The sequence below is a fragment of the Klebsiella sp. A-Nf5 genome (assembly GCF_002810545.1).
Classification (GTDB): Bacteria; Pseudomonadota; Gammaproteobacteria; order Enterobacterales; family Enterobacteriaceae; genus Klebsiella; species Klebsiella variicola.
In genome coordinates, this window is record NZ_PIOG01000068.1 from 48,396 (window position 1) to 67,716 (window position 19,321).

Consider the following 19,321-nt stretch of genomic DNA (forward strand, 5'->3'; position numbering starts at 1 on the left):
AATTGATATTCTGGCTGTATCGAAAATAAGTCTGAATTATCAGAAGGTTTATCATGAAAATACTCGTTGCTGGGGCGACAGGAAGCATTGGCCTTCATGTCGTGAATACCGCAATTAAAATGGGCCATCAGCCCATCGCGCTGGTCAGAAATAAACGCAAAGTAAAATTGCTTCCTCGTGGAACAGATGTTTTTTACGGCGATGTTTCAATGCCGGAAACACTCACCCAATTGCCGAAAGATATTGATGCCATCATCTTCACGCTCGGTTCCGATGGTCAGGGTCGTATTGGTGCCAGAGCGATCGATTACGGCGGAGTGCGTAATATTTTACGAATATTCAGTGATACACCTGTTCGTATCAGCCTGATGACCACGATTGGCGTGACTGAACGACTCAGCACTTGGAATCAACGCACTGAGGTTCATGACTGGAAAAGACGTGCCGAGCGTCTGGTCAGGGCCACTGGTCACCCCTATACCATCGTCAGGCCCGGCTGGTTTGATTACAACAATGATGATGAACACCGAATCGTTATGCTTCAGGGGGATCGTCGCCACGCAGGAACACCGGAAGATGGCGTGATATCCCGGGAACAAATCGCCCAGGTTCTGGTCAGTGCCCTGACCAACGACGAGGCAAAAAATAAAACTTTTGAGCTGGTGGCCGAGCGAGGCGAAGCTCAGCAGGATCTTACCCCACTCTTTGCAGATCTGCAGACTGATGATCCACAAAAAAATGATGGGGTTTTAGACATAGACAATATGCCTCTCAGGGAAGAACCGGAGTGCATTGTTAACGAGCTGAATTTGTATTCAAAAAAATTAACTAATCTACAACCCTGACAATTTTGTCATATAGCTGTCAGTCTCATGACAGCTTAGGTCTGTATATTTGAATATATAGACAGTGGGCGTTCCCCCCTGATACTAGTTCAGTTTCAAACATAGAGTTTAAAGAGATATTAGATATGAAAGCACAACTTATTGCTACATTGGTCATGGGATTTATTTCTGTGAATTCCGTTTCTGCTGCTCAAGAAATTAATCATGCAGATGGGAAAGAAAAGATCGGTGTCGTCTCGGCAAGCAATGCCTATACACTTGATGAGTTATCGGATGCGCTCTCTCGTAAGGCTGATGAGCAAGGAGCAACGTCGTTCAAAATTCTGTCAACCACGGGGAATAATCGACTGCACGGGGTTGCTGAAATCTATAAGTAAATCATTAGCATCTCGAACAGGATGTGTCACAGCCCTCTTATAGTGAGCGTCGTTCAATGTTCAGAACAGAAGACATCATCGATGAGATAATTCAATGGATTAATTCAAACTTACATAAGCCGCTGAAGATAGAGGATGTTGCTGCGCGGGCAGGATACTCCAGGTGGCATCTTCAGCGGATTTTTGTACAGGTGAAATAATTTATTTACTCCTTCTTTCCATGATAATTATAGAAATGTGCAGATACACCACTCCTGGAATTTATAGATAGCTCTTCATGCCTATCTCTATAATAAAAATAAAGCTCATCGACAATATTTTTACAAGAAGAGAGAGCGCTTTGTATTTCATTAACTACAAGATCGTATATTTTATCTCTTGATTTTTCATATATTACATTTAAATCATATCCTTCTAAGTGTGAACCATAGCCCTCTATCCACGACATATTCTTAAACATCTCATCATCATCGGTGTATAAATTACAGAATCCCTTATGAGCTCTTGTATTTCTATCTGTACGTAGAGGACCACCAGAGGAATCAATTATTTTTAAGTTACTCAAAATATCAGAATGAGTGTCTTTAATAATCTTACCGAATTGTTTAATATTTAAAGAGTAATCTGGGATATTAAGTTCCAAAACCTCATTAACAAAATGAAAGGTTATATCGCGAAGGCTTGAAAATCTAAATAATGCCAAATCAACAATTGCCTTAAGCCAATCATATCGATTTATATTTCTTACTTTTGAAACCAATGGCAAATTATTAACCCCTAGCATTTGAGGGATGACTCTTAAATCTACGAATTGTTGTTCTAATGCGTTAAATCTAATATAGGTCAAATGCGCATATGCCATATGGGGATCTGCTTTAGAGAACTCATTCCAATCAGCGTAGGAATGATCATACAGAAAATATGTATTAATCGAATCATAAAGTCCCCCTTTGAAAGCAGTCCCCTCCAGATCCCACCAATAATAATCATCTTTCATAAAAAGCCTCGCTGAAGTTAAATGCAAAACCCAAAAAAATATTATTTTAATGTCAGCCTAAAACCTTATCCAACTCTTTACTATCAGAATAAACACTTAGTATTTTACGCACCCATTCCTGATTATATAAATACCCATCAAAACCTTCGATATAACCACAGTACTTCCCTTTTAGAGTTTTATCTACATGAGATGGTCTGACATCAAAATGCTTCCAAAACTTTGCATGAGTACTAAGATTAAAAGACTTATGTTTTTTTTGAACCAACTCAACTACCTTTTTAGGTTTCAACTTAAATTGATTCTCCACTCCTTTGATGAAAGCAATTCCAGTATCAAATTTCTCAAGTTCATCTTCGGTGAGATTATTAACATTGATAAACTCTATAGAAATATCAGAACTTGATGCCTTTTTACCAATCAAGGGGACTAACAAAGCTCTGAGTCGATATTGTTGACTTTCTAATATTTCTTGCTCCAAGTCTCTTTTATAATCCTCGATATATTTCTTAACAATAGTGAAATTTTTTGATTGGACTTTCTTCAAAGCGTCGATCTGCGCTTGCTGAGACATCCTTGTAAGTTGCATTGCAAGAGATAAGTTTACCATTAAAGCATTTTCATCACCAAATTCGTTAATGAGAATATCTTCAAAGTTATTTATTGAAGCCTGGCACTCACCAAAAGTTAGTGTATCTATTTCAGGGAGACCTCGGTGTTCAATGATATTACGTAAACCTATTAAAAAAAATACATTAGATTTTTCTGGGGTATTTTTTCCAAGCCAATATTTTTCACAGCAGGTTTTCAGTTCCCACGCTTTTTTGTCACCATCAACAATTTTATGAGAGCCATCATCATTCAAGTAAAAATAATCAACACCTCTTTTTGCGAATATAGCATGAAATAATGATGTATATGCTATAACTACATTAACTATAAAACCATGAGTTTTAAACTCTGTAAATGGATTATTGTAAACAGAAACAGCAAGCATAGCGAACTCTCTTGCTTTTTTTTTAAATTAATGCTTCGCTCACTTTTGGCCGGTTCAACGCTCTTCTGACTATGAAGATTTCTGAAGTCTTCCTTACTTAAGTATTTTAATCCAAGTGTGGTATATTGAGCGCCATCCCTTGATATATATTTACTCCATCTTTTAGTTGGATATGTTTTACATGTCTGAACTTTCCAACCAGTAGCCACTGCTAAATCAGCAATAGTAAAAAATTCTTGCCGATTTTCCTTTCCTACTAAAAAATCAAAAGCCTTATCAACCTGATCATATTTTTTCATACAACATCCCTATTTAACTTTTAAAGATGAATATCCTTTTAGATTTGTCTGCGAAAATTTTTTCGCAGACAAATAAAAAGACATTGTACATTCTAAATATATTATTTTATGTACTTACATCACACATAAAAGATAACAACTCGCCATACCACTGCATCATCTCCCTCCTCCCGTCCAGATACTGCGCATGGTTATACGTCCCACGAATTGAGTTCTTATCGACGTGAGCCAGCTGTAACTCAATCCAGGCCGAATTGAAACCCTGCTCATGCAAAATGGTACTCATCGTGTGGCGGAATCCATGCCCTGTAACGCGCCCGGCATAGCCGATACGCCTGACCAACACAGTCAATGCCATATCACTCATCGGTTTCTTAGGATTATTACGTCCTGGGAACAGCAACGCTCCTGCTCCCGTCATGGGTTTAAGCTGATTAAGTAGGTCAATTGCCTGGCTTGATAACGGAACCAGATGAGGGCGGCGCATTTTCATGCGTTCCGCTGGTACATTCCAAACCTTTTTCTCAAAATCAAATTCCTGCCACTCCGCTTGCCTCAACTCCCCAGGCCTTACTCCCGTTAAAATAAGCAATTGCATCGCAATCTTAACAAGTACACTACCAGCATAGGTGTTGAGAGTCCGAAGAAACTCAGGCAATTCATCCTGGGTTAAAAAAGCATAGTGCTCTTTCTCATGAGTAGTCACGGCGCTGGCTAGATCAGGTGCTGGATTGTATTCGGCCCTGCCAGTCACAACAGCATACTTCCAGACCTCTCCACAGCGCTGGCGAACCTTACGGACCTTCTCAGTTGCCCCTCTTGCTTCTATCTTTGAAAGAACTGCAAGCAACTCCATCGGCTTGATATCTTTGATTGGCCGGTGACCGATATAAGGGAACACATCCTTTTCGAAGGTTCTCAGCATCTCTTCGCGGTAGGAGACAGACCAGCGGTCATAGCGACGCTGATACCACTCCCGCGTGATAGCCTCAAACGAGTTTTCTGCGTCTTGTTGACGACTAAGTTTCTCAATTTTCCGTTCAAGAGAAGGATCGTTGCCAGCCGCTAATGTCCTTTTAGCATCCTCTCGCTTGCTTCTGGCTTCAGCTAAAGAAACATCGGGGTAAACGCCAATAGCGAGCAGTTTCTCTTTACCTAGTGAACGGTATTTGAGACGCCAGTATCTTTTGCCGTTGGGATTAACCAGCAGGTAAAGACCACCACCATCAGCCAGTTTGTAGGGCTTCTCTTTGGGTTTTGCAGTTTCAACCTGACGAGCTGTCAGCTTCATTGGGGGTACCTCTCAGCAGGGGGTACAATTATACCCCCATCCATACCCCCACATTGAGCTTGACCCTGGGGGAGTACAATTGAGTTCAATAGACTAACAGAAAGCTATAACCGCTGATTTATCTAGGGAAAATTGAGTTGGGTAGACTTCAGGAGACTTGAGTTTGGAGCGGGCGAAGGGAATCGAACCCTCGTATAGAGCTTGGGAAGCTCTCGTTCTACCATTGAACTACGCCCGCGAAGAGGTGCGAGAAGCATTATAGCCCTTACGCACCCTGTGACAAGCCCGCCGGATACTGACTGGCGATAAAATAACCTTTTAGCACTTAGGTTTACTGCCTTGCGGCGGCAGATAGCGCAGCGGATCGATGGCCGTCGCCCGATAGCGGATCTGGAAATGCAGACGCACTGAATCGGCATCCGTACTGCCCATGGTGGCAATTTGCTGGCCGGCTTTCACGCTCTGACCGTTATTCACCATCAGCTTATCATTGTGGGCGTAGGCAGTGATGTAATCCTCACTGTGCTTAATCATGATCAGGTTGCCATAGCCGCGCAGCTGGTTGCCGACGTACACCACCTTGCCCGCCCCGGCGGCATACACCGGCTGCCCGCGTGTCCCGGCAATATCAATGCCCTTATTGCCGCCATCGGCGGTGGAATAAGGCAGGACCACTTTGCCACTGGTCGGCCAGCGCCAGCAGCGCTGTCCCACCGGCGGCCAGGAGGATTGAGGTACCGCAGAAGAAGGGGTGACCGCCGCAGTACGCGTAGAGGAAGACTTTTTCTTCGTCGTCTTTGACGCGCCGCTACCGTTAAGCTTCAGCTTCTGCCCCACCTCAATGGTGTAAGGCGGCGAGATGTTATTCAGACGGGCGAGATCGCGAACGCTGGTGCCGGTGGTGCGGGAGATGCCATACAGGGTATCGCCACGTTTGACGGTGTAGGTCGCACCGGAATCGGAGGTGCTGGAGCAACCGGCCAGCACCAGGCTTGCCACCAGCATCAGTGTCATATAAAAGCGTTTCATCATCAGGCATCCTGCACTTAACACAACCACTTACCTCGCAACCAGGGCGAATATCATACCAGTCCATGCAACAATCCCCAATGCTCTACGCTTTTTCTCTGATCTCTACTCCCTCGGCGCGATAAACGGATAACCCCCGGCGATAATATCCATCAGCGCCGGGAGATACGGCATCGACGGCAATTTCACCAGCGCCGGATAGAATATCTGCGGTGAGGGGAAGACATCAACCACATAGCAATGAGGAAGTTTTTCGGCATTCACTTCCGAAGATGGCAGCAATGTCGCCGCTTCCAGCCCGTCTTCCAGCCAGTCGAGGATCACTCCGGGCTGGGTAATATGCATAATCACCTTCGCGCTAACGCCGGATTTACGGAACAGGTCCATTAGCATTTCATAGGTGCCGGAATCTTTCGCCCGGTGCAGCAGCACCAGCGGCATCGCCGCCAGCGCATTGTAGTCATAGGGGTTGGAAGGCGGCTGCGACAGACATTTTTTATTAATGACCGCTACCAGTTTAATGGGGTCGAAGGAGATATAATCGAAGCCTTCGCTGCGATAAGGCCGCTGTATTAACGCCAGGTCGATAGCACCTTCATTTAATAATGTTTCCAGATGACTTGAGTCGGTCACCGAGATATTTATCGCGGTCTCAGGGTTGCGCCGATAGAGCTCCATTAATAAAGGCTGGAAATAATTCTGATACAGATGAGTTAAGCCAATACGTACTTCCACACGGGCCTTTTGCGCAATATCAGCCGTCTCGCGGGCTGTATCCTCAACCTGGCGTAAAATTTCACAGCCTTTCCGATATAAGAAATACCCCGCTTCCGTCGGTTCAATGCGGTTGCCGCGGCGCTCGAAAAGCGAAACCTGCAGCTCTTCTTCAAGCTCCTGAATCCGCTTGCTGAGCGGTGGTTGCGCCATGTTGAGCGACTTCGCCGCCTGACTCACCGAACCGTGTTCCACTACCCGGCAAAAATAGCGTAAGCGTTTAAGATCCATGACCGACCTCATTAATTATCTTCCGGGCAGTATCACACTAACGCTGAGAAATAAAAAGCCGCGTTAAATTCACCATATTGATTAATTGTTCATTAACATTTTTTTAAAGCCAACTTTTTTGATCTACTGAGCATCCGGTAAACGGTATTTGTTTAATTTATCGAAGAAAAATATTGTGCGCTTAGCAAAATTGCTTTTCAAAGGAACACTCATGGCAAACTCAGATAAAAAAAAACCGTCACCGGTACATGATTTACGTTCGGCTCTGGCGCTGTTAAAAACGCTGCCGGGCGAATATGTTGAAACCGATACCGAAGTCGATCCCCATGCCGAACTCTCCGGCGTTTACCGCTACGTGGGCGCCGGCGGCACCTGCCAGCGTCCAACACGCAAGAACGGCCCGGTCATGGTCTTTAACAAAATTAAGGGCTTCGACGATATCAGCGTAGCCATCGGTCTGAACGGCTCGCGCCAGCGCGTTAGCCAGTTCCTGCAGTGTGAGCCGGCAAAACTGGGTCATCTGCTGAAAGATTCCGTTGAAAATGCTATTGCCCCAACCATGGTGCAGGGCGCGGCGGTATGCCAGGAAGTGGTTCATCTCGCCAGCGATGCTGATTTCGATCTGCGTAAACTGCTGCCTGCGCCAACCAACACCGAAGAAGATGCCGGCCCGTATATCACCATGGGCCTGTGCTACGCCGCCGATCCGCAAACTCGTGAATCCGATATCACCATTCACCGCCTGTGTGTTCAGAGCCGCGATGAGCTTTCAATGTGGCTGACGCCGGGTCGTCATATCGATGCCTTCCGCATGAAAGCTGAAGCGGCGGGCCAGCCGCTGCCTATTTCGATCAGCATCGGCGTGGATCCGGCTATCGAAATCGCCGCCTGCTTTGAGCCGCCGACCACCCCGCTGGGTTTCAACGAGCTAAGCATCGCCGGCGCGCTGCGTGGCCGCGCGGTGGAGATGGTGCAGTGTAAAACCATTAATGAAAAAGCCATCGCTCACGCCGAAATCGTTATTGAAGGCGAGCTGCTGCCGAACGTGCGCGTGCGTGAAGATCAAAACACCCATACCGGCCGCGCGATGCCGGAGTTCCCGGGCTATACCGGCGAAGCGAAAGAGGCGATTCCGGTCATTAAAGTTAAAGCGGTTACCCATCGTATCAACCCCATCTGGCGCACCACCGTCGGGCCAGGCGAAGAACATGTCAACATGGCCGGGATCCCGACCGAAGCCAGTATTCTCGATATGGTGGAACGCGCCATGCCGGGCAAATTACTCAACGTCTTCGCCCACTCGGCAGGCGGCGGCAAGCTGCTGGCGGTACTGCAATTTAAGAAATCTTCCCCTGCCGATGAAGGCCGCCAGCGCCAGGCGGCGCTCCTGGCGTTCTCCGCTTTCCCGGAGCTGAAGCATGTCATTCTGGTGGATGAAGACGTTGATATTTTCGATAGCGACGACGTGCTGTGGGCGATGCAAACCCGCTACCAGGGTGATGTCGATACCGTAATGATCCCGGGCGTGCGCTGCCATCCGCTCGACCCGTCGCAGGTGCCAGAATACAGCCCGAGCGTGCTGCAGCAGGGAATGTCGTGCAAAACCATTTTCGACTGCACCGTACCGTTCCATCTGAAACACAACTTTGAGCGCTCTAAGTTCAAAGCGGTTGATGTAAAACGTTTCCTGCCGGACTTCGAATAAGGGCGATAACCATGACACCACGCATCATCATTGGGATTAGCGGCGCTTCCGGGTTCCAGTACGGCGTGAAAGCGCTGGAACTTTTGCGGCCACTGGCGATAGAGGTTCATCTGGTGGTCTCCAAAGGCGCGGAAAAAACCTGCGAGCTGGAAACGGATTACCGCTTAGACGACGTGATGGCGCTGGCTGACGTGGTACATCCCATCAACCATCTGGGCGCGTCGATCTCCAGCGGTTCGTTTAAAACGCTGGGGATGTTGGTCGCCCCCTGCTCGATGCGGTCATTGGGCGCTATCGCCCATTGTCTCACCGATAATCTGCTTACCCGCGCGGCGGACGTAGTGCTCAAGGAACGCCGACGGCTGGTGCTGCTGGCGCGCGAGACGCCGCTTAATCTCGGCCATATACGCAATATGGCGGCGGTTACCGAGATGGGCGGCATCATCTTTCCGCCGGTGCCCGCGCTCTATCAGCGTCCGCAAAGCGCAGATGACATTATTACCCATAGCGTAAACCGCGCGCTTGACCTGTTTGGCCTGGAGGTCAATAACATCCCACGCTGGGGTGAGGGCGAGCTGCATTACGCGTAACAGGAACTCGCAATGTTAATTGGTCCGTATGTAAATGGTTCCGCCGTGATTATCGGCGGATTAATTGGCGCAATGGCCGGAGGCAAACTTCCGGAACGCGTCAAAACAGCTCTGCCGATGACCTTTGGTCTCTGCTCCGTCGGCCTGGGGATCACCCTGGTGCTGAAGGTGAAATATATGCCGGCGGTAGTGCTGGCGATGGTACTCGGCGCTTTCCTTGGCGAACTGTTGCACCTGGAAAAACGTATCGGTCGCGCGGCGGGATCAACGCGTGGGTTGATTAATAAAGTCCTGCCCCCCGTTCAGGGATTAGGTCACGAAGAGTTCACCGAAAAATTCGTGGCTATTTTGGTCCTGTTTTGCGCCAGCGGTACCGGTATTTTTGGTGCCATGACCGAAGGTATGAGCGGCGATCCATCGATCCTGTACATTAAAACGATCCTCGATCTGTTTACCGCCGGGATCTTCGCGACGCTGCTGGGCTACGCGGTGATGACCATCGCTATCCCGCAGATTGTGATTCAGGTGGCGCTGGCGATGCTGGCAGTGTTTATTCTGCCGATGATCACCCCGTCAATGATGGCGGATTTCTCCTGCGCCGGTGGATTGCTGATGGTGGCCACGGGATTACGCATCTGCAACATTAAGCTTTTCCCGGTCGCCAACATGCTGCCAGGGCTTGTTTTGGTAATGCCTTTCTCCCATTTATGGGCTACCCTAGTGGCCTGAGTACATGACCCGGCGGGTTTGTGCCGGGTCATTTTTTATTTTCAGGAGTCGTCATGGCCGGGGAACACGTCATTTTACTGGATGAGCAGGATCAACCTGCCGGTATGCTGGAGAAGTATGCCGCCCACACGCTTGATACCCCTTTGCATCTCGCGTTTTCCTGCTGGTTGTTTAATCAGCAGGGTCAGTTTCTGGTCACCCGTCGTTCGCTGGGCAAAAAAGCCTGGCCCGGTGTGTGGACCAACTCAGTCTGCGGACACCCCCAGCAGGGCGAGACCTTCGAGCAGGCCGTCACACGCCGCTGTCGTTTCGAGCTCGGCGTGGAGATCGCCGATATCGCGCCGATTCACCCGGCCTTCCGCTACCGGGCGGTCGCCCCGAACGGTATCGTTGAGAACGAAGTATGCCCGGTGTATGCCGCGCGCGTAGTGAGCGAAGTGCAGCCTAACGATGATGAAGTCATGGACTATCAGTGGGTTGACCTGCCAACCATGTTAAGCGCGCTGGCCGCTACGCCGTGGGCGTTTAGCCCGTGGATGGTGCTGGAAGCCGAAAACCAGGACGCCCGCCAGGCGCTGATCGATTTCGTTGCGCATCTGCGCGCGTAAGCTGACTATTCTCGCAGCTGCCCCCCTACCTGTCATCATTGCCTGGCGGCGCTACGCATGCACAGGCCTACGGTTCTGCGCCGTTACGTAGCCCGGATAAGGCGTTTACGCCGCTATCCGGGATCCCCCGGCTTGCGCTGCGCTGAGCCGGGCTACGCCAGGCTTCGGACCTCACATCAGACATAAAAAAACCCGGCAAGCCGGGTTTTTTGTCTTTCGCGAGACGCGATTATTTCTGCGGACGCATCGCCGGGAACAGGATCACGTCGCGGATGGTGTGGCTGTTGGTGAACAGCATGACCATACGGTCGATACCGATACCCAGACCAGCGGTCGGCGGCAGGCCGTGTTCCAGCGCGGTGACGTAGTCTTCGTCGTAGAACATCGCTTCGTCGTCGCCAGCAGCTTTCGCATCAACCTGATCCTGGAAGCGCTGCGCCTGGTCTTCGGCGTCGTTCAGCTCGCTAAAGCCGTTACCGATCTCACGACCGCCGATGAAGAATTCAAAGCGGTCGGTGATTTCCGGGTTCTCATCGTTACGGCGCGCCAGCGGAGAAACTTCTGCCGGATATTCGGTGATGAAGGTCGGCTGAATCAGATGCGCTTCCGCCACTTCTTCGAAGATCTCGGTCACGATACGGCCCAGACCCCAGCTCTTCTCAACTTTAATGCCGATGGACTCAGCGATCGCTTTCGCGGAATCGAAGTTATCCAGATCCGCCATCTCGGTTTCCGGACGGTATTTCTTGATCGCTTCACGCATGGTCAGTTTTTCGAACGGCTTGCCGAAGTCGAACACCTGGTCACCGTAAGGCACGGCGGTGTTACCGAGGATATCCTGCGCCAGGGTGCGGAACAGGGATTCGGTCAGCTCGATCAGATCTTTGTAATCCGCGTACGCCATATAGAGTTCCATCATGGTGAACTCTGGGTTATGACGAACGGAAATCCCTTCGTTACGGAAGTTACGGTTGATCTCGAAGACGCGTTCGAAGCCGCCAACCACCAGACGCTTGAGGTACAGTTCCGGCGCGATACGCAGATACATGTCCAGATCCAGCGCATTGTGATGGGTGATGAACGGACGCGCGGAAGCGCCGCCCGGGATCACCTGCATCATCGGGGTTTCCACTTCCATAAAGCCGCGGCCAACCATGAACTGACGGATACCCGCCAGGATCTGCGAACGCACTTTGAAAGTATTGCGGGATTCATCGTTGGAGATCAGATCGAGGTAACGCTGACGATAGCGCGCTTCCTGATCCTGCAGGCCGTGGAATTTGTCCGGCAGCGGGCGCAGGGCTTTGGTCAGCAGACGCAGCTCGGTACAGTGAATAGACAGCTCGCCGGTTTTAGTCTTGAACAGCTTACCGCGGGCGGCGATGATGTCGCCGAGATCCCATTTTTTGAACTGGTCGTTATAAACGCCTTCCGCCAGGTCATCACGCGCGACGTACAGCTGAATACGGCCGCCAACGTCCTGCAGGGTAACGAAAGACGCTTTACCCATAATACGACGGGTCATCATGCGGCCAGCAACGGCCACTTCAACGTTCAGCGCTTCCAGCTCTTCGTTTTCTTTCGCATCGAAGTCAGCGTGCAGTTGGTCAGAGGTATGGTCACGACGGAAATCGTTCGGGAAAGCGACGCCCTGCTCACGCAGCGCAGCCAGCTTCTCACGGCGGGTTTTCAGTTCATTATTAAGGTCAATTGCCGCGTCAGCGCCCTGTGCTTGTTGTTCAGACATGTTGGTTCCTCATAACCCTGCTTTCAAACTTGCTTCGATAAATTGGTCCAGGCTGCCGTCGAGCACCGCCTGAGTGTTGCGGGTTTCCACCCCGGTACGCAGATCTTTAATACGCGAGTCGTCCAGCACGTAAGAGCGGATCTGGCTGCCCCAGCCGATGTCGGACTTGTTGTCTTCCATCGCCTGCTTCTCGGCATTTTTCTTCTGCATTTCCAGCTCATAAAGCTTCGCTTTCATCTGCTTCATGGCCTGGTCTTTGTTCTTGTGCTGCGAACGGTCGTTCTGGCACTGCGTCACTAAGCCGGTCGGAATGTGGGTGATACGCACCGCGGATTCCGTACGGTTAACGTGCTGTCCACCGGCGCCGGACGCGCGATAAACGTCGATACGCAGATCGGCCGGGTTAATTTCGATATCAATATCGTCATCCACTTCCGGATAAACGAACGCCGAGCTAAAGGAGGTATGGCGACGGCCGCCGGAATCGAACGGGCTCTTACGCACCAGGCGGTGAACACCGGTTTCCGTACGCAGCCAGCCATAGGCGTAATCGCCAATGATTTTGATGGTCACGGATTTAATGCCCGCGACTTCACCTTCGGATTCTTCGATGATTTCGGTCTTAAAGCCGCGCGCTTCCGCCCAGCGCAGGTACATGCGCGTCAGCATGCTGGCCCAGTCCTGGGCTTCGGTGCCGCCAGAACCGGCCTGAATGTCGAGGTAGCAATCGGCGCTGTCGTATTCGCCGGAGAACATGCGGCGGAACTCAAGCTGCGCCAGCTTCTCTTCCAGCCCGTCCAGCTCAGCAACCGCTTCGTTGAAGGTCTCTTCGTCTTCGGCTTCAACCGCCAGCTCCAGCAGACCAGCCACGTCTTCCAGCCCCTGGGACATCTGATCCAGGGTATCCACGATGGCTTCCAGGGAAGAACGCTCTTTACCCAGCGCCTGGGCGCGTTCAGGTTCGTTCCAGACGTCCGGCTGTTCCAGCTCGGCGTTTACTTCTTCGAGACGCTCTTTCTTGGCATCGTAGTCAAAGATACCCCCTAAGAACGTCGGAGCGCTCCGTGAGGTCCTGAATGCGGTTTTTTACCGGATTTATTTCAAACATGGTCGGTTTCTTTTAATGGATTTGTCAAAATGCGGTGATAAGAGCGGAATTCTACCGGATTCGCGCCCTTATTCATACACTGTTGTCAATTTGGCCAGAGGTGATCGATGATCAGCTGCAGGCTGCGGTTGCCGCGGAACTCGTTGATGTCGAGCTTGTAGGCTAACTGCACTTCGCGCACGCCGTTGTCCGGCCAAATGGAAGTATCAACGTTGAAAGCAATACCGTCCAGCAGCGGGCCGCCGCCAACCGGTTCGACCATCACTTTCAGGTGACGCTCGCCTACCAGCCGCTGCTGCAGCAGGCGAAAACGGCCATCAAACAGCGGTTCCGGGAACATCTGCCCCCATGGTCCGGCATCGCGCAGCATCTGCGCCACTTCCATGCTCATCTCCGCCGCTGCCAGCGGGCCGTCGGAGACCACCTCGCCCTGCAATAATGCCGGATCCAGCCATTCGGTCACCAGCTCGCCGAAGCGCTGCTGAAACTCCTCAAAGCGCGCCTCTTCCAGCGATAAGCCCGCCGCCATCGCGTGGCCGCCGAACTTCAGGATCAGCCCCGGATAGAGCGTATCCAGGCGCTCCAGCGCATCGCGCATGTGCAGCCCCTGAATGGAGCGTCCGGAGCCTTTGAGCGTGCCGTCGCCGGTAGGCGCAAAAGCGATAACCGGGCGATGGAAGCGCTCCTTAATCCGCGAGGCGAGAATGCCGACTACCCCCTGATGCCACTGCGGATGATACATCGCCAGCCCGCCGGGCAGGGTGTCGCTGCTGCGCTCCAGTTGCTGACACAAGGTCAACGCCTCGGCCTGCATTCCCTGCTCAATCTCTTTGCGCGTCTGATTAAGCGCATCGAGCTCATTGGCTAACACGCGCGCTTCGCCGATGTTATCGCACAGCAGCAGCGCCACGCCGACGGACATATCGTCCAGCCGCCCCGCCGCGTTCAGGCGCGGCCCGAGGGCGAAACCGAGGTCGCTGGCGGCCAGTTTTTGCGGATCGCGGTTGGAAATTTCCAGCAGCGCTTTAATGCCTGGGCGACATTTACCGGCGCGAATACGGCTTAATCCCTGCCAGGTCAGAATGCGGTTATTGGCATCCAGCGGCACGACGTCCGCGACGGTGCCAAGCGCCACCAGATCCAGTAGCTCAGCCAGGTTTGGCGCGGCGATACCGCGGGCGTCGAACCAGCCTTTATCGCGCAGGAAGGTACGCAGCGCCAGCATCAGATAGAACGCCACCCCGACCCCGGCCAGTGATTTCGAGGGGAAATCACACTCGCGCAGGTTAGGGTTAACGATGGCCTCGGCCGCCGGTAGCGTCTCGCCCGGAAGATGGTGATCGGTCACCAGCACCGGAATGCCCAGCGCATGGGCATGGTCGACGCCGGCATGTGACGAAATGCCGTTGTCGACGGTCATGATCATCTGCGCGCCACGGGCGTGCGCCTGATCGACCACTTCCGGGCTTAAGCCGTAGCCGTCTTCAAAACGGTTCGGCACCAGATAGGAGACGTTGCCGTAGCCCAGCGCACGTAAGGCGAGCACGCTGAGCGCGGTGCTGGTGGCGCCGTCGGCGTCAAAATCGCCGACCACGACAATGTGCAACCCATTCTCGAAAGCGTCGTGCAGCATCTCAACCGCTTTTTCAACACCGGTGAGCTGCGTCCACGGCAGCATGCCTTTGACGCTGCGCTCCAGCTCCTGCGCACTGCGCACCCCGCGGCTGGCGTACAGCCGCTGCAGCAGCGGCGGCAGGTCGGCGGGGAGATCGACGCCGTCAACCGCCTCACGGCGGCGTAGTTGTATCTGTTGTTTCACGCGAATCAGTTACCGCTTGTCTGTTTTTTATGCTCGTCGAGGAACGCTTTCAGCTCTTTCGGCCCCTGATAGCCCGGCAACACCATACCGTTGCTGAGGACCATCGCCGGGGTACCGTTGACGCCCATCTGCACGCCGAGTGTGTAATGTTTGGCGATATCCACGCTGCAGCTTGCCGGCTGTACGCCTTTGCCGTTCATAGCGTCATCCAGCGCTTTGTTGCGATCTTTCGCGCACCAGATGGCTTTCATGTCCTGCTCGGCCTGGCTTTGCAGCCCCTGGCGCGGGAAGGCCAGATAGCGCACGGTAATGCCCAGCGCGTTGTAGTCGCTCATCTGCTCGTGCAGTTTATGGCAGTAGCCGCAGGTGATATCGGTAAAGACGGTAATGACGTGCTGCTCCTTCGGCGCTTTATAGACAATCATCTCGTTGCTCAGCGCGTTCAGCTTACCGACCAGCAACTGGTTGGTGACGTTGACCGGCTGCGCGCCGCTCACATCGTACATCGGCCCCTGGATGATGTGTTTGCCATCGTCAGTGACGTACAGGACGCCGCTGTCGGTCAACACCGTGCTCATCCCGGAAACCGGCGACGGTTGGATATCGGTACTCTGCACACCCAGCTTCGCCAGCGACTGTTTGATCGCCGCGCTATCGGCATGCGCCGCGCCGGAAAGCGAGGCCGCCAGCAGAGTGAACATCAATAAACCTTTTTTCATACTCAGTCCTTTTGTTCAGCACTCACGCCCGCGGGTGGTGCTGTTGATGAAGTTGTCGCAGACGCTCGGTCGCCACGTGGGTGTAGATCTGCGTGGTGGAGAGATCGCTGTGTCCTAACAGCATCTGCACCACGCGCAGGTCGGCGCCGTGATTGAGCAAATGCGTGGCGAAGGCATGGCGTAATACGTGCGGGGAGAGCTTCGCGCTGTCGATCCCCGCCAGGACGGCATAGTGTTTAATGCGGTGCCAAAAGGTCTGGCGCGTCATCTGCTGCGCGCGCTGGCTGGGAAATAATACATCCGACGCCACGCCGTTCAGCAGCCACGGGCGACCGTATTCGAGGTAATTTTCCACCCACATTACCGCCTCTTCGCCCAGCGGCACCAGCCGTTCTTTGTTGCCTTTACCAATGACCCGCAACACGCCCTGACGCAGGCTGATATCGCTCATCGTCAGGCCAACCAGCTCCGAGACGCGCAGGCCGGTGGCATACAGTACCTCCAGCATCGCCTTATCGCGTAATTCCAGCGGTTGCTCCACCAGCGGCGCCTGCAGCAAGCGTTCAACCTGCGCCTCGCTGAGATCTTTCGGCAACCGCTGCGGCAGCTTCGGCGAAGCCAGCAGCGCGCTGGGATCGTCCGGGCGAATTTTCTCCCGATACAGATGCTGGAAGAACCGGCGCACGGCGCTGAGCAACCGCGCGGTGCTGGTGGCTTTGTAGCCGCCGGACTGCCGCTCGGCCAGCAGCGCCTGCAGATCGTCGCTGCCGACGCTTACCAGCGACAGGCCGCGATGGTGCAGCCACTCGACTAACATCGTCAGATCGCGACGGTAGGCGCTGAGCGTATTCTCCGCCAGATTCCGCTCCAGCCAAAGGGCATCGAGAAACTGTTCGATTTGTGCCAGATCCTGTTTCACATCGGCCTCTTTGTTCGTTATACGGTCTCATTATGCCTTAAGAGGCCGCCTTTCTGGTACACTGGGCGCAATTCACGGCAAGAATTGAGACGTTTACGCGATGAATATAGGTCTTTTTTACGGCTCCAGTACCTGCTACACCGAAATGGCTGCGGAGAAAATCCGCGATATCATCGGCCCCGAGCTGGTGACGCTGCACAATCTGAAAGACGATTCCCCCGCGCTGATGAGCCAGTACGACGTACTGATCCTCGGCATCCCGACCTGGGATTTCGGCGAAATTCAGGAAGACTGGGAGGCGGTCTGGGAGCAACTGGATACCCTGGACCTGGAAGGCAAAATCGTCGCGCTGTACGGCATGGGCGATCAGCTGGGCTATGGTGAATGGTTCCTTGACGCACTGGGCATGCTGCACGACAAGCTGGCGACCAAAGGCGTGAAATTTGTCGGCTACTGGCCAACCGAAGGCTATGAGTTCACCAGTCCAAAACCGGTTATCGCCGATGGCCAACTGTTCGTTGGCCTGGCGCTGGATGAAACCAATCAGTACGACCTGAGCGACGAGCGCATCCAGAGCTGGTGCGAGCAGATCCTCGGCGAAATGGCCGAACACTTCTCCTGACGCCGCTTACTCCTGCGCCGGTTTTTGCAGCACCAGCCGGCGCAAATCTCGCCATTCTCCGGCATCCATGCTATCCGCCGCCAGCCACAAATGCTGCCCGCGCCGGGTATCGACATGGCGTAACCGCAGCAGCATACCGCTATTGATGACCCACGGGGTCCCGAGGATCTCCCATTCGGCGTTTTGCCAGCGAAGACGGGAATCGGTGAGCAGTTTTATCTCTCCGCGACGGGCATGGATCCGCCGCTGGCTGCGCACGCAGTCAAACACCACCAGCGACAACAGCAGCAGCCAGATCGGGGTGTAGCTCAGCGGCCAGGGGACCAGCAGCACCAGCGCCGCCACAACGCCGTGGAGCAGCAGGGAAAACCACTGCGCGCGCCAGGAGATACGGAGATCAGATTGCCACAGGACCACGTTCCCGATTCCGTGTCTGAATTAAGGTTACCATCCGCTGCAGCTCCGCATCGGCCGGTTTGCCGTGGTTCATCAGCCAGTTGAACAGATCCGGATCGTCATTTTCCAGCAGGCGAATGAACAGCTGTTTGTCAGTATCGCTGAGCGTATCGTACTCATACTCAAAGAACGGCATGATGGAGATGTCGAGTTCGCGCATCCCGCGGCGGCATGCCCAGTGGATACGTGCTTTATTGTTAATGTCCATGTTGACCTTCCAGCAGCAAAATATAGGTTAGTTTAACCCGTTTTATGCCGTAACTTTACAGGAATATCGCTGAATGCGAGCATCATTCCATAAAAACCATAAAATAATGATGGGCTTATTGATTCCCTGCGTCAGGCGGCTGTCTCACGCCAGCGCACAAATGGCCTGTTGAAAGCACTTGCAATGCACTATAGCTCTTTTACCATTGGTCACACACACTGCGTTAAGCGATTCAGGATATGACTATGGCTTTTACACCTTTTCCTCCGCGTCAGCCTTCCTCTTCCGCTCGTCTGCCGTTAACGCTGATGACCCTGGATGACTGGGCGCTGGCGACGATTAGCGGGCCGGATAGCGAAAAATATCTGCAGGGCCAGATTACCGCCGATGTGAGCAGTCTCACCGATGCTCAGCATCTGCTTGCCGCCCACTGTGACGCCAAAGGCAAGATGTGGAGCAACCTGCGCGTGTTCCGCCGCGACGGCGGCTTCGCATGGATCGAGCGCCGCAGCCTGCGCGACGTGCAGCTGACCGAACTGAAAAAATATGCCGTCTTCTCTAAAGTCACCATCGCCGCCAACGACGATCTGGTCCTGCTGGGGGTGGCCGGCTTCCAGGCGCGCGCCGCGCTGGCGCCGTTGTTCGCCGCCCTGCCCGACGCGGCCACCCCGGTGGTCAGCGAAGGCGCCACCAGCCTGCTGTGGTTTGACCATCCGGGCGAACGCTTCCTGCTGGTGACTGATGTCGACACCGCTAACCGTGTTACCGACGCGCTGCGCGGCGAAGCACAGCTCAACAACAGCCAGCAGTGGCTGGCGCTGAATATTGAAGCCGGTCTGCCGGTTATCGACAGCGCCAACAGCGCGCAGTTCATTCCGCAGGCGACCAACCTGCAGGCGCTGGGCGGTATCAGCTTCAGGAAAGGCTGCTACACCGGCCAGGAAATGGTCGCGCGGGCGAAATTCCGCGGCGCCAATAAGCGCGCGCTGTGGACGCTGTCAGGGACCGCCAGCCGGGTGCCGGAAGCCGGGGAAGATCTGGAGCTGAAAATGGGCGACAACTGGCGCCGCACCGGGACGGTGCTGGCGGCGGTTCAGCTGGATGATGGCCGTCTGCTGGTGCAGGTGGTGATGAATAACGATATGGAGCCGGACAGCGTGTTCCGCGTGCGCGACGATGCCGGCAGCCTGCGCATCGAACCGTTGCCCTATTCGCTGGAAGAAGAGTAGTAAGGCGTCATGATTCCCGGCT

General features: G+C 53.1%; 21 protein-coding genes, 1 tRNA gene and 1 pseudogene. 9 read left to right on the plus strand and 14 right to left on the minus strand.

All coding sequences use genetic code 11. The features are described from left to right. Positions 1-53: 53 nt before the first annotated feature. The 3 genes and pseudogenes from CWM53_RS07365 to CWM53_RS32325 all read left to right on the plus strand — a co-directional run. Complete coding sequence (locus CWM53_RS07365; RefSeq protein ID WP_100730041.1) at positions 54-845, plus strand: SDR family oxidoreductase; 792 nt, start codon at positions 54-56, stop codon at positions 843-845. A 125-nt stretch (positions 846-970) separates the two neighbouring features. Further along, a complete protein-coding gene (locus CWM53_RS07370) occupies positions 971-1,222 on the plus strand; it encodes a DUF1471 domain-containing protein (RefSeq protein ID WP_100730040.1) in 252 nt (83 codons plus the stop codon). 56 nt (positions 1,223-1,278) lie between these two features. Next, a pseudogene (locus CWM53_RS32325) lies at positions 1,279-1,419 on the plus strand (DNA-binding transcriptional regulator RamA); the annotation flags it as partial. Between the two features lie 8 nt (positions 1,420-1,427). Here the strand turns inward: CWM53_RS32325 and CWM53_RS07380 are convergent. The 7 genes from CWM53_RS07380 to CWM53_RS07405 all read right to left on the minus strand — a co-directional run bounded on the left by CWM53_RS07380 (position 1,428) and on the right by CWM53_RS07405 (position 6,840). Further along, positions 1,428-2,219, minus strand: a complete 792-nt coding sequence (locus CWM53_RS07380; RefSeq protein WP_100730039.1) for a Cthe_2314 family HEPN domain-containing protein — start codon at positions 2,217-2,219, stop codon at positions 1,428-1,430. Positions 2,220-2,271: 52 nt separating this feature from the next. After that, positions 2,272-3,216 carry a DUF3644 domain-containing protein gene (locus CWM53_RS07385; protein ID WP_206053092.1) on the minus strand — a complete coding sequence of 315 codons (945 nt, stop codon included), beginning with the start codon at positions 3,214-3,216 and terminating at the stop codon, positions 2,272-2,274. Continuing rightward, positions 3,156-3,515 carry a hypothetical protein gene (locus tag CWM53_RS31630; RefSeq protein ID WP_206053091.1) on the minus strand — a complete coding sequence of 120 codons (360 nt, stop codon included), beginning with the start codon at positions 3,513-3,515 and terminating at the stop codon, positions 3,156-3,158. The genes CWM53_RS07385 and CWM53_RS31630 overlap by 61 nt, the downstream gene beginning before the upstream one ends. 106 nt (positions 3,516-3,621) lie before the next feature. Continuing rightward, positions 3,622-4,806: a tyrosine-type recombinase/integrase gene (locus CWM53_RS07390; RefSeq protein WP_100730038.1), complete on the minus strand. Its 1,185-nt coding sequence runs from the start codon at positions 4,804-4,806 to the stop codon at positions 3,622-3,624. Between the two features lie 164 nt (positions 4,807-4,970). Then, a tRNA-Gly gene (locus CWM53_RS07395) sits at positions 4,971-5,044 on the minus strand. A gap of 80 nt (positions 5,045-5,124) precedes the next feature. Further along, positions 5,125-5,838 carry an amidase activator ActS gene (gene actS, locus CWM53_RS07400; RefSeq protein ID WP_100730037.1) on the minus strand — a complete coding sequence of 238 codons (714 nt, stop codon included), beginning with the start codon at positions 5,836-5,838 and terminating at the stop codon, positions 5,125-5,127. Positions 5,839-5,940: 102 nt separating this feature from the next. Continuing rightward, on the minus strand, positions 5,941-6,840 hold the full coding sequence (locus CWM53_RS07405) for a LysR family transcriptional regulator (protein ID WP_025712481.1): 900 nt from the start codon (positions 6,838-6,840) through the stop codon (positions 5,941-5,943). 211 nt (positions 6,841-7,051) lie between these two features. Here CWM53_RS07405 and CWM53_RS07410 point away from each other — a divergent pair, with 211 nt between their 5' ends. Genes CWM53_RS07410 through idi form a run of 4 tightly spaced genes read left to right on the plus strand, consistent with a single transcriptional unit; the run spans position 7,052 to position 10,472 of the window. Next, a complete protein-coding gene (locus CWM53_RS07410; RefSeq protein WP_100730036.1) occupies positions 7,052-8,545 on the plus strand; it encodes a UbiD family decarboxylase in 1,494 nt (497 codons plus the stop codon). 11 nt (positions 8,546-8,556) lie between these two features. Then, positions 8,557-9,135, plus strand: a complete 579-nt coding sequence (locus tag CWM53_RS07415; RefSeq protein ID WP_100730035.1) for a UbiX family flavin prenyltransferase — start codon at positions 8,557-8,559, stop codon at positions 9,133-9,135. Positions 9,136-9,147: 12 nt separating this feature from the next. Further along, positions 9,148-9,864, plus strand: coding sequence for a DUF554 domain-containing protein (locus CWM53_RS07420; protein ID WP_025712484.1), 717 nt, complete (start codon positions 9,148-9,150; stop codon positions 9,862-9,864). 53 nt (positions 9,865-9,917) lie between these two features. Next, on the plus strand, positions 9,918-10,472 hold the full coding sequence (idi, locus tag CWM53_RS07425) for an isopentenyl-diphosphate Delta-isomerase (RefSeq protein ID WP_061153361.1): 555 nt from the start codon (positions 9,918-9,920) through the stop codon (positions 10,470-10,472). Positions 10,473-10,701: 229 nt separating this feature from the next. Here idi and lysS read toward each other — a convergent pair whose 3' ends face one another. The 5 genes from lysS to xerD all read right to left on the minus strand — a co-directional run bounded on the left by lysS (position 10,702) and on the right by xerD (position 16,784). Beyond that, positions 10,702-12,219, minus strand: coding sequence for a lysine--tRNA ligase (gene lysS, locus CWM53_RS07430; protein ID WP_061153360.1), 1,518 nt, complete (start codon positions 12,217-12,219; stop codon positions 10,702-10,704). Between the two features lie 9 nt (positions 12,220-12,228). Then, positions 12,229-13,327 (minus strand): peptide chain release factor 2 gene (gene prfB / locus CWM53_RS07435; protein ID WP_100631279.1). Its coding sequence is split into 2 segments (ribosomal slippage): positions 12,229-13,251 and positions 13,253-13,327, totalling 1,098 coding nucleotides; the frame shifts between segments, so codons are not numbered across the junction. A gap of 85 nt (positions 13,328-13,412) precedes the next feature. Then, entirely contained in the window at positions 13,413-15,146 is a 1,734-nt protein-coding gene (gene recJ, locus CWM53_RS07440) for a single-stranded-DNA-specific exonuclease RecJ (protein WP_074387616.1), read from the minus strand. Between the two features lie 5 nt (positions 15,147-15,151). Then, on the minus strand, positions 15,152-15,865 hold the full coding sequence (dsbC, locus tag CWM53_RS07445) for a bifunctional protein-disulfide isomerase/oxidoreductase DsbC (protein ID WP_061153358.1): 714 nt from the start codon (positions 15,863-15,865) through the stop codon (positions 15,152-15,154). A gap of 22 nt (positions 15,866-15,887) precedes the next feature. Continuing rightward, positions 15,888-16,784 (minus strand): site-specific tyrosine recombinase XerD, encoded by an 897-nt coding sequence (gene xerD / locus CWM53_RS07450; RefSeq protein WP_043876074.1) that lies wholly within the window; start codon positions 16,782-16,784, stop codon positions 15,888-15,890. A gap of 100 nt (positions 16,785-16,884) precedes the next feature. Here xerD and fldB point away from each other — a divergent pair, with 100 nt between their 5' ends. Beyond that, positions 16,885-17,406 carry a flavodoxin FldB gene (gene fldB, locus CWM53_RS07455; RefSeq protein ID WP_008806427.1) on the plus strand — a complete coding sequence of 174 codons (522 nt, stop codon included), beginning with the start codon at positions 16,885-16,887 and terminating at the stop codon, positions 17,404-17,406. A gap of 6 nt (positions 17,407-17,412) precedes the next feature. Here fldB and CWM53_RS07460 read toward each other — a convergent pair whose 3' ends face one another. Together CWM53_RS07460 and sdhE are read right to left on the minus strand one after the other, a co-directional pair. Continuing rightward, positions 17,413-17,823: a protein YgfX gene (locus CWM53_RS07460; protein ID WP_002916310.1), complete on the minus strand. Its 411-nt coding sequence runs from the start codon at positions 17,821-17,823 to the stop codon at positions 17,413-17,415. Further along, positions 17,804-18,070, minus strand: coding sequence for an FAD assembly factor SdhE (gene sdhE / locus CWM53_RS07465; protein WP_043520925.1), 267 nt, complete (start codon positions 18,068-18,070; stop codon positions 17,804-17,806). Before sdhE ends, CWM53_RS07460 begins: the two co-directional genes overlap by 20 nt. A gap of 245 nt (positions 18,071-18,315) precedes the next feature. Here sdhE and ygfZ point away from each other — a divergent pair, with 245 nt between their 5' ends. Then, on the plus strand, positions 18,316-19,299 hold the full coding sequence (gene ygfZ / locus CWM53_RS07470; RefSeq protein WP_100631278.1) for a tRNA-modifying protein YgfZ: 984 nt from the start codon (positions 18,316-18,318) through the stop codon (positions 19,297-19,299). The last annotated feature ends 22 nt before the right edge of the window (positions 19,300-19,321 follow it).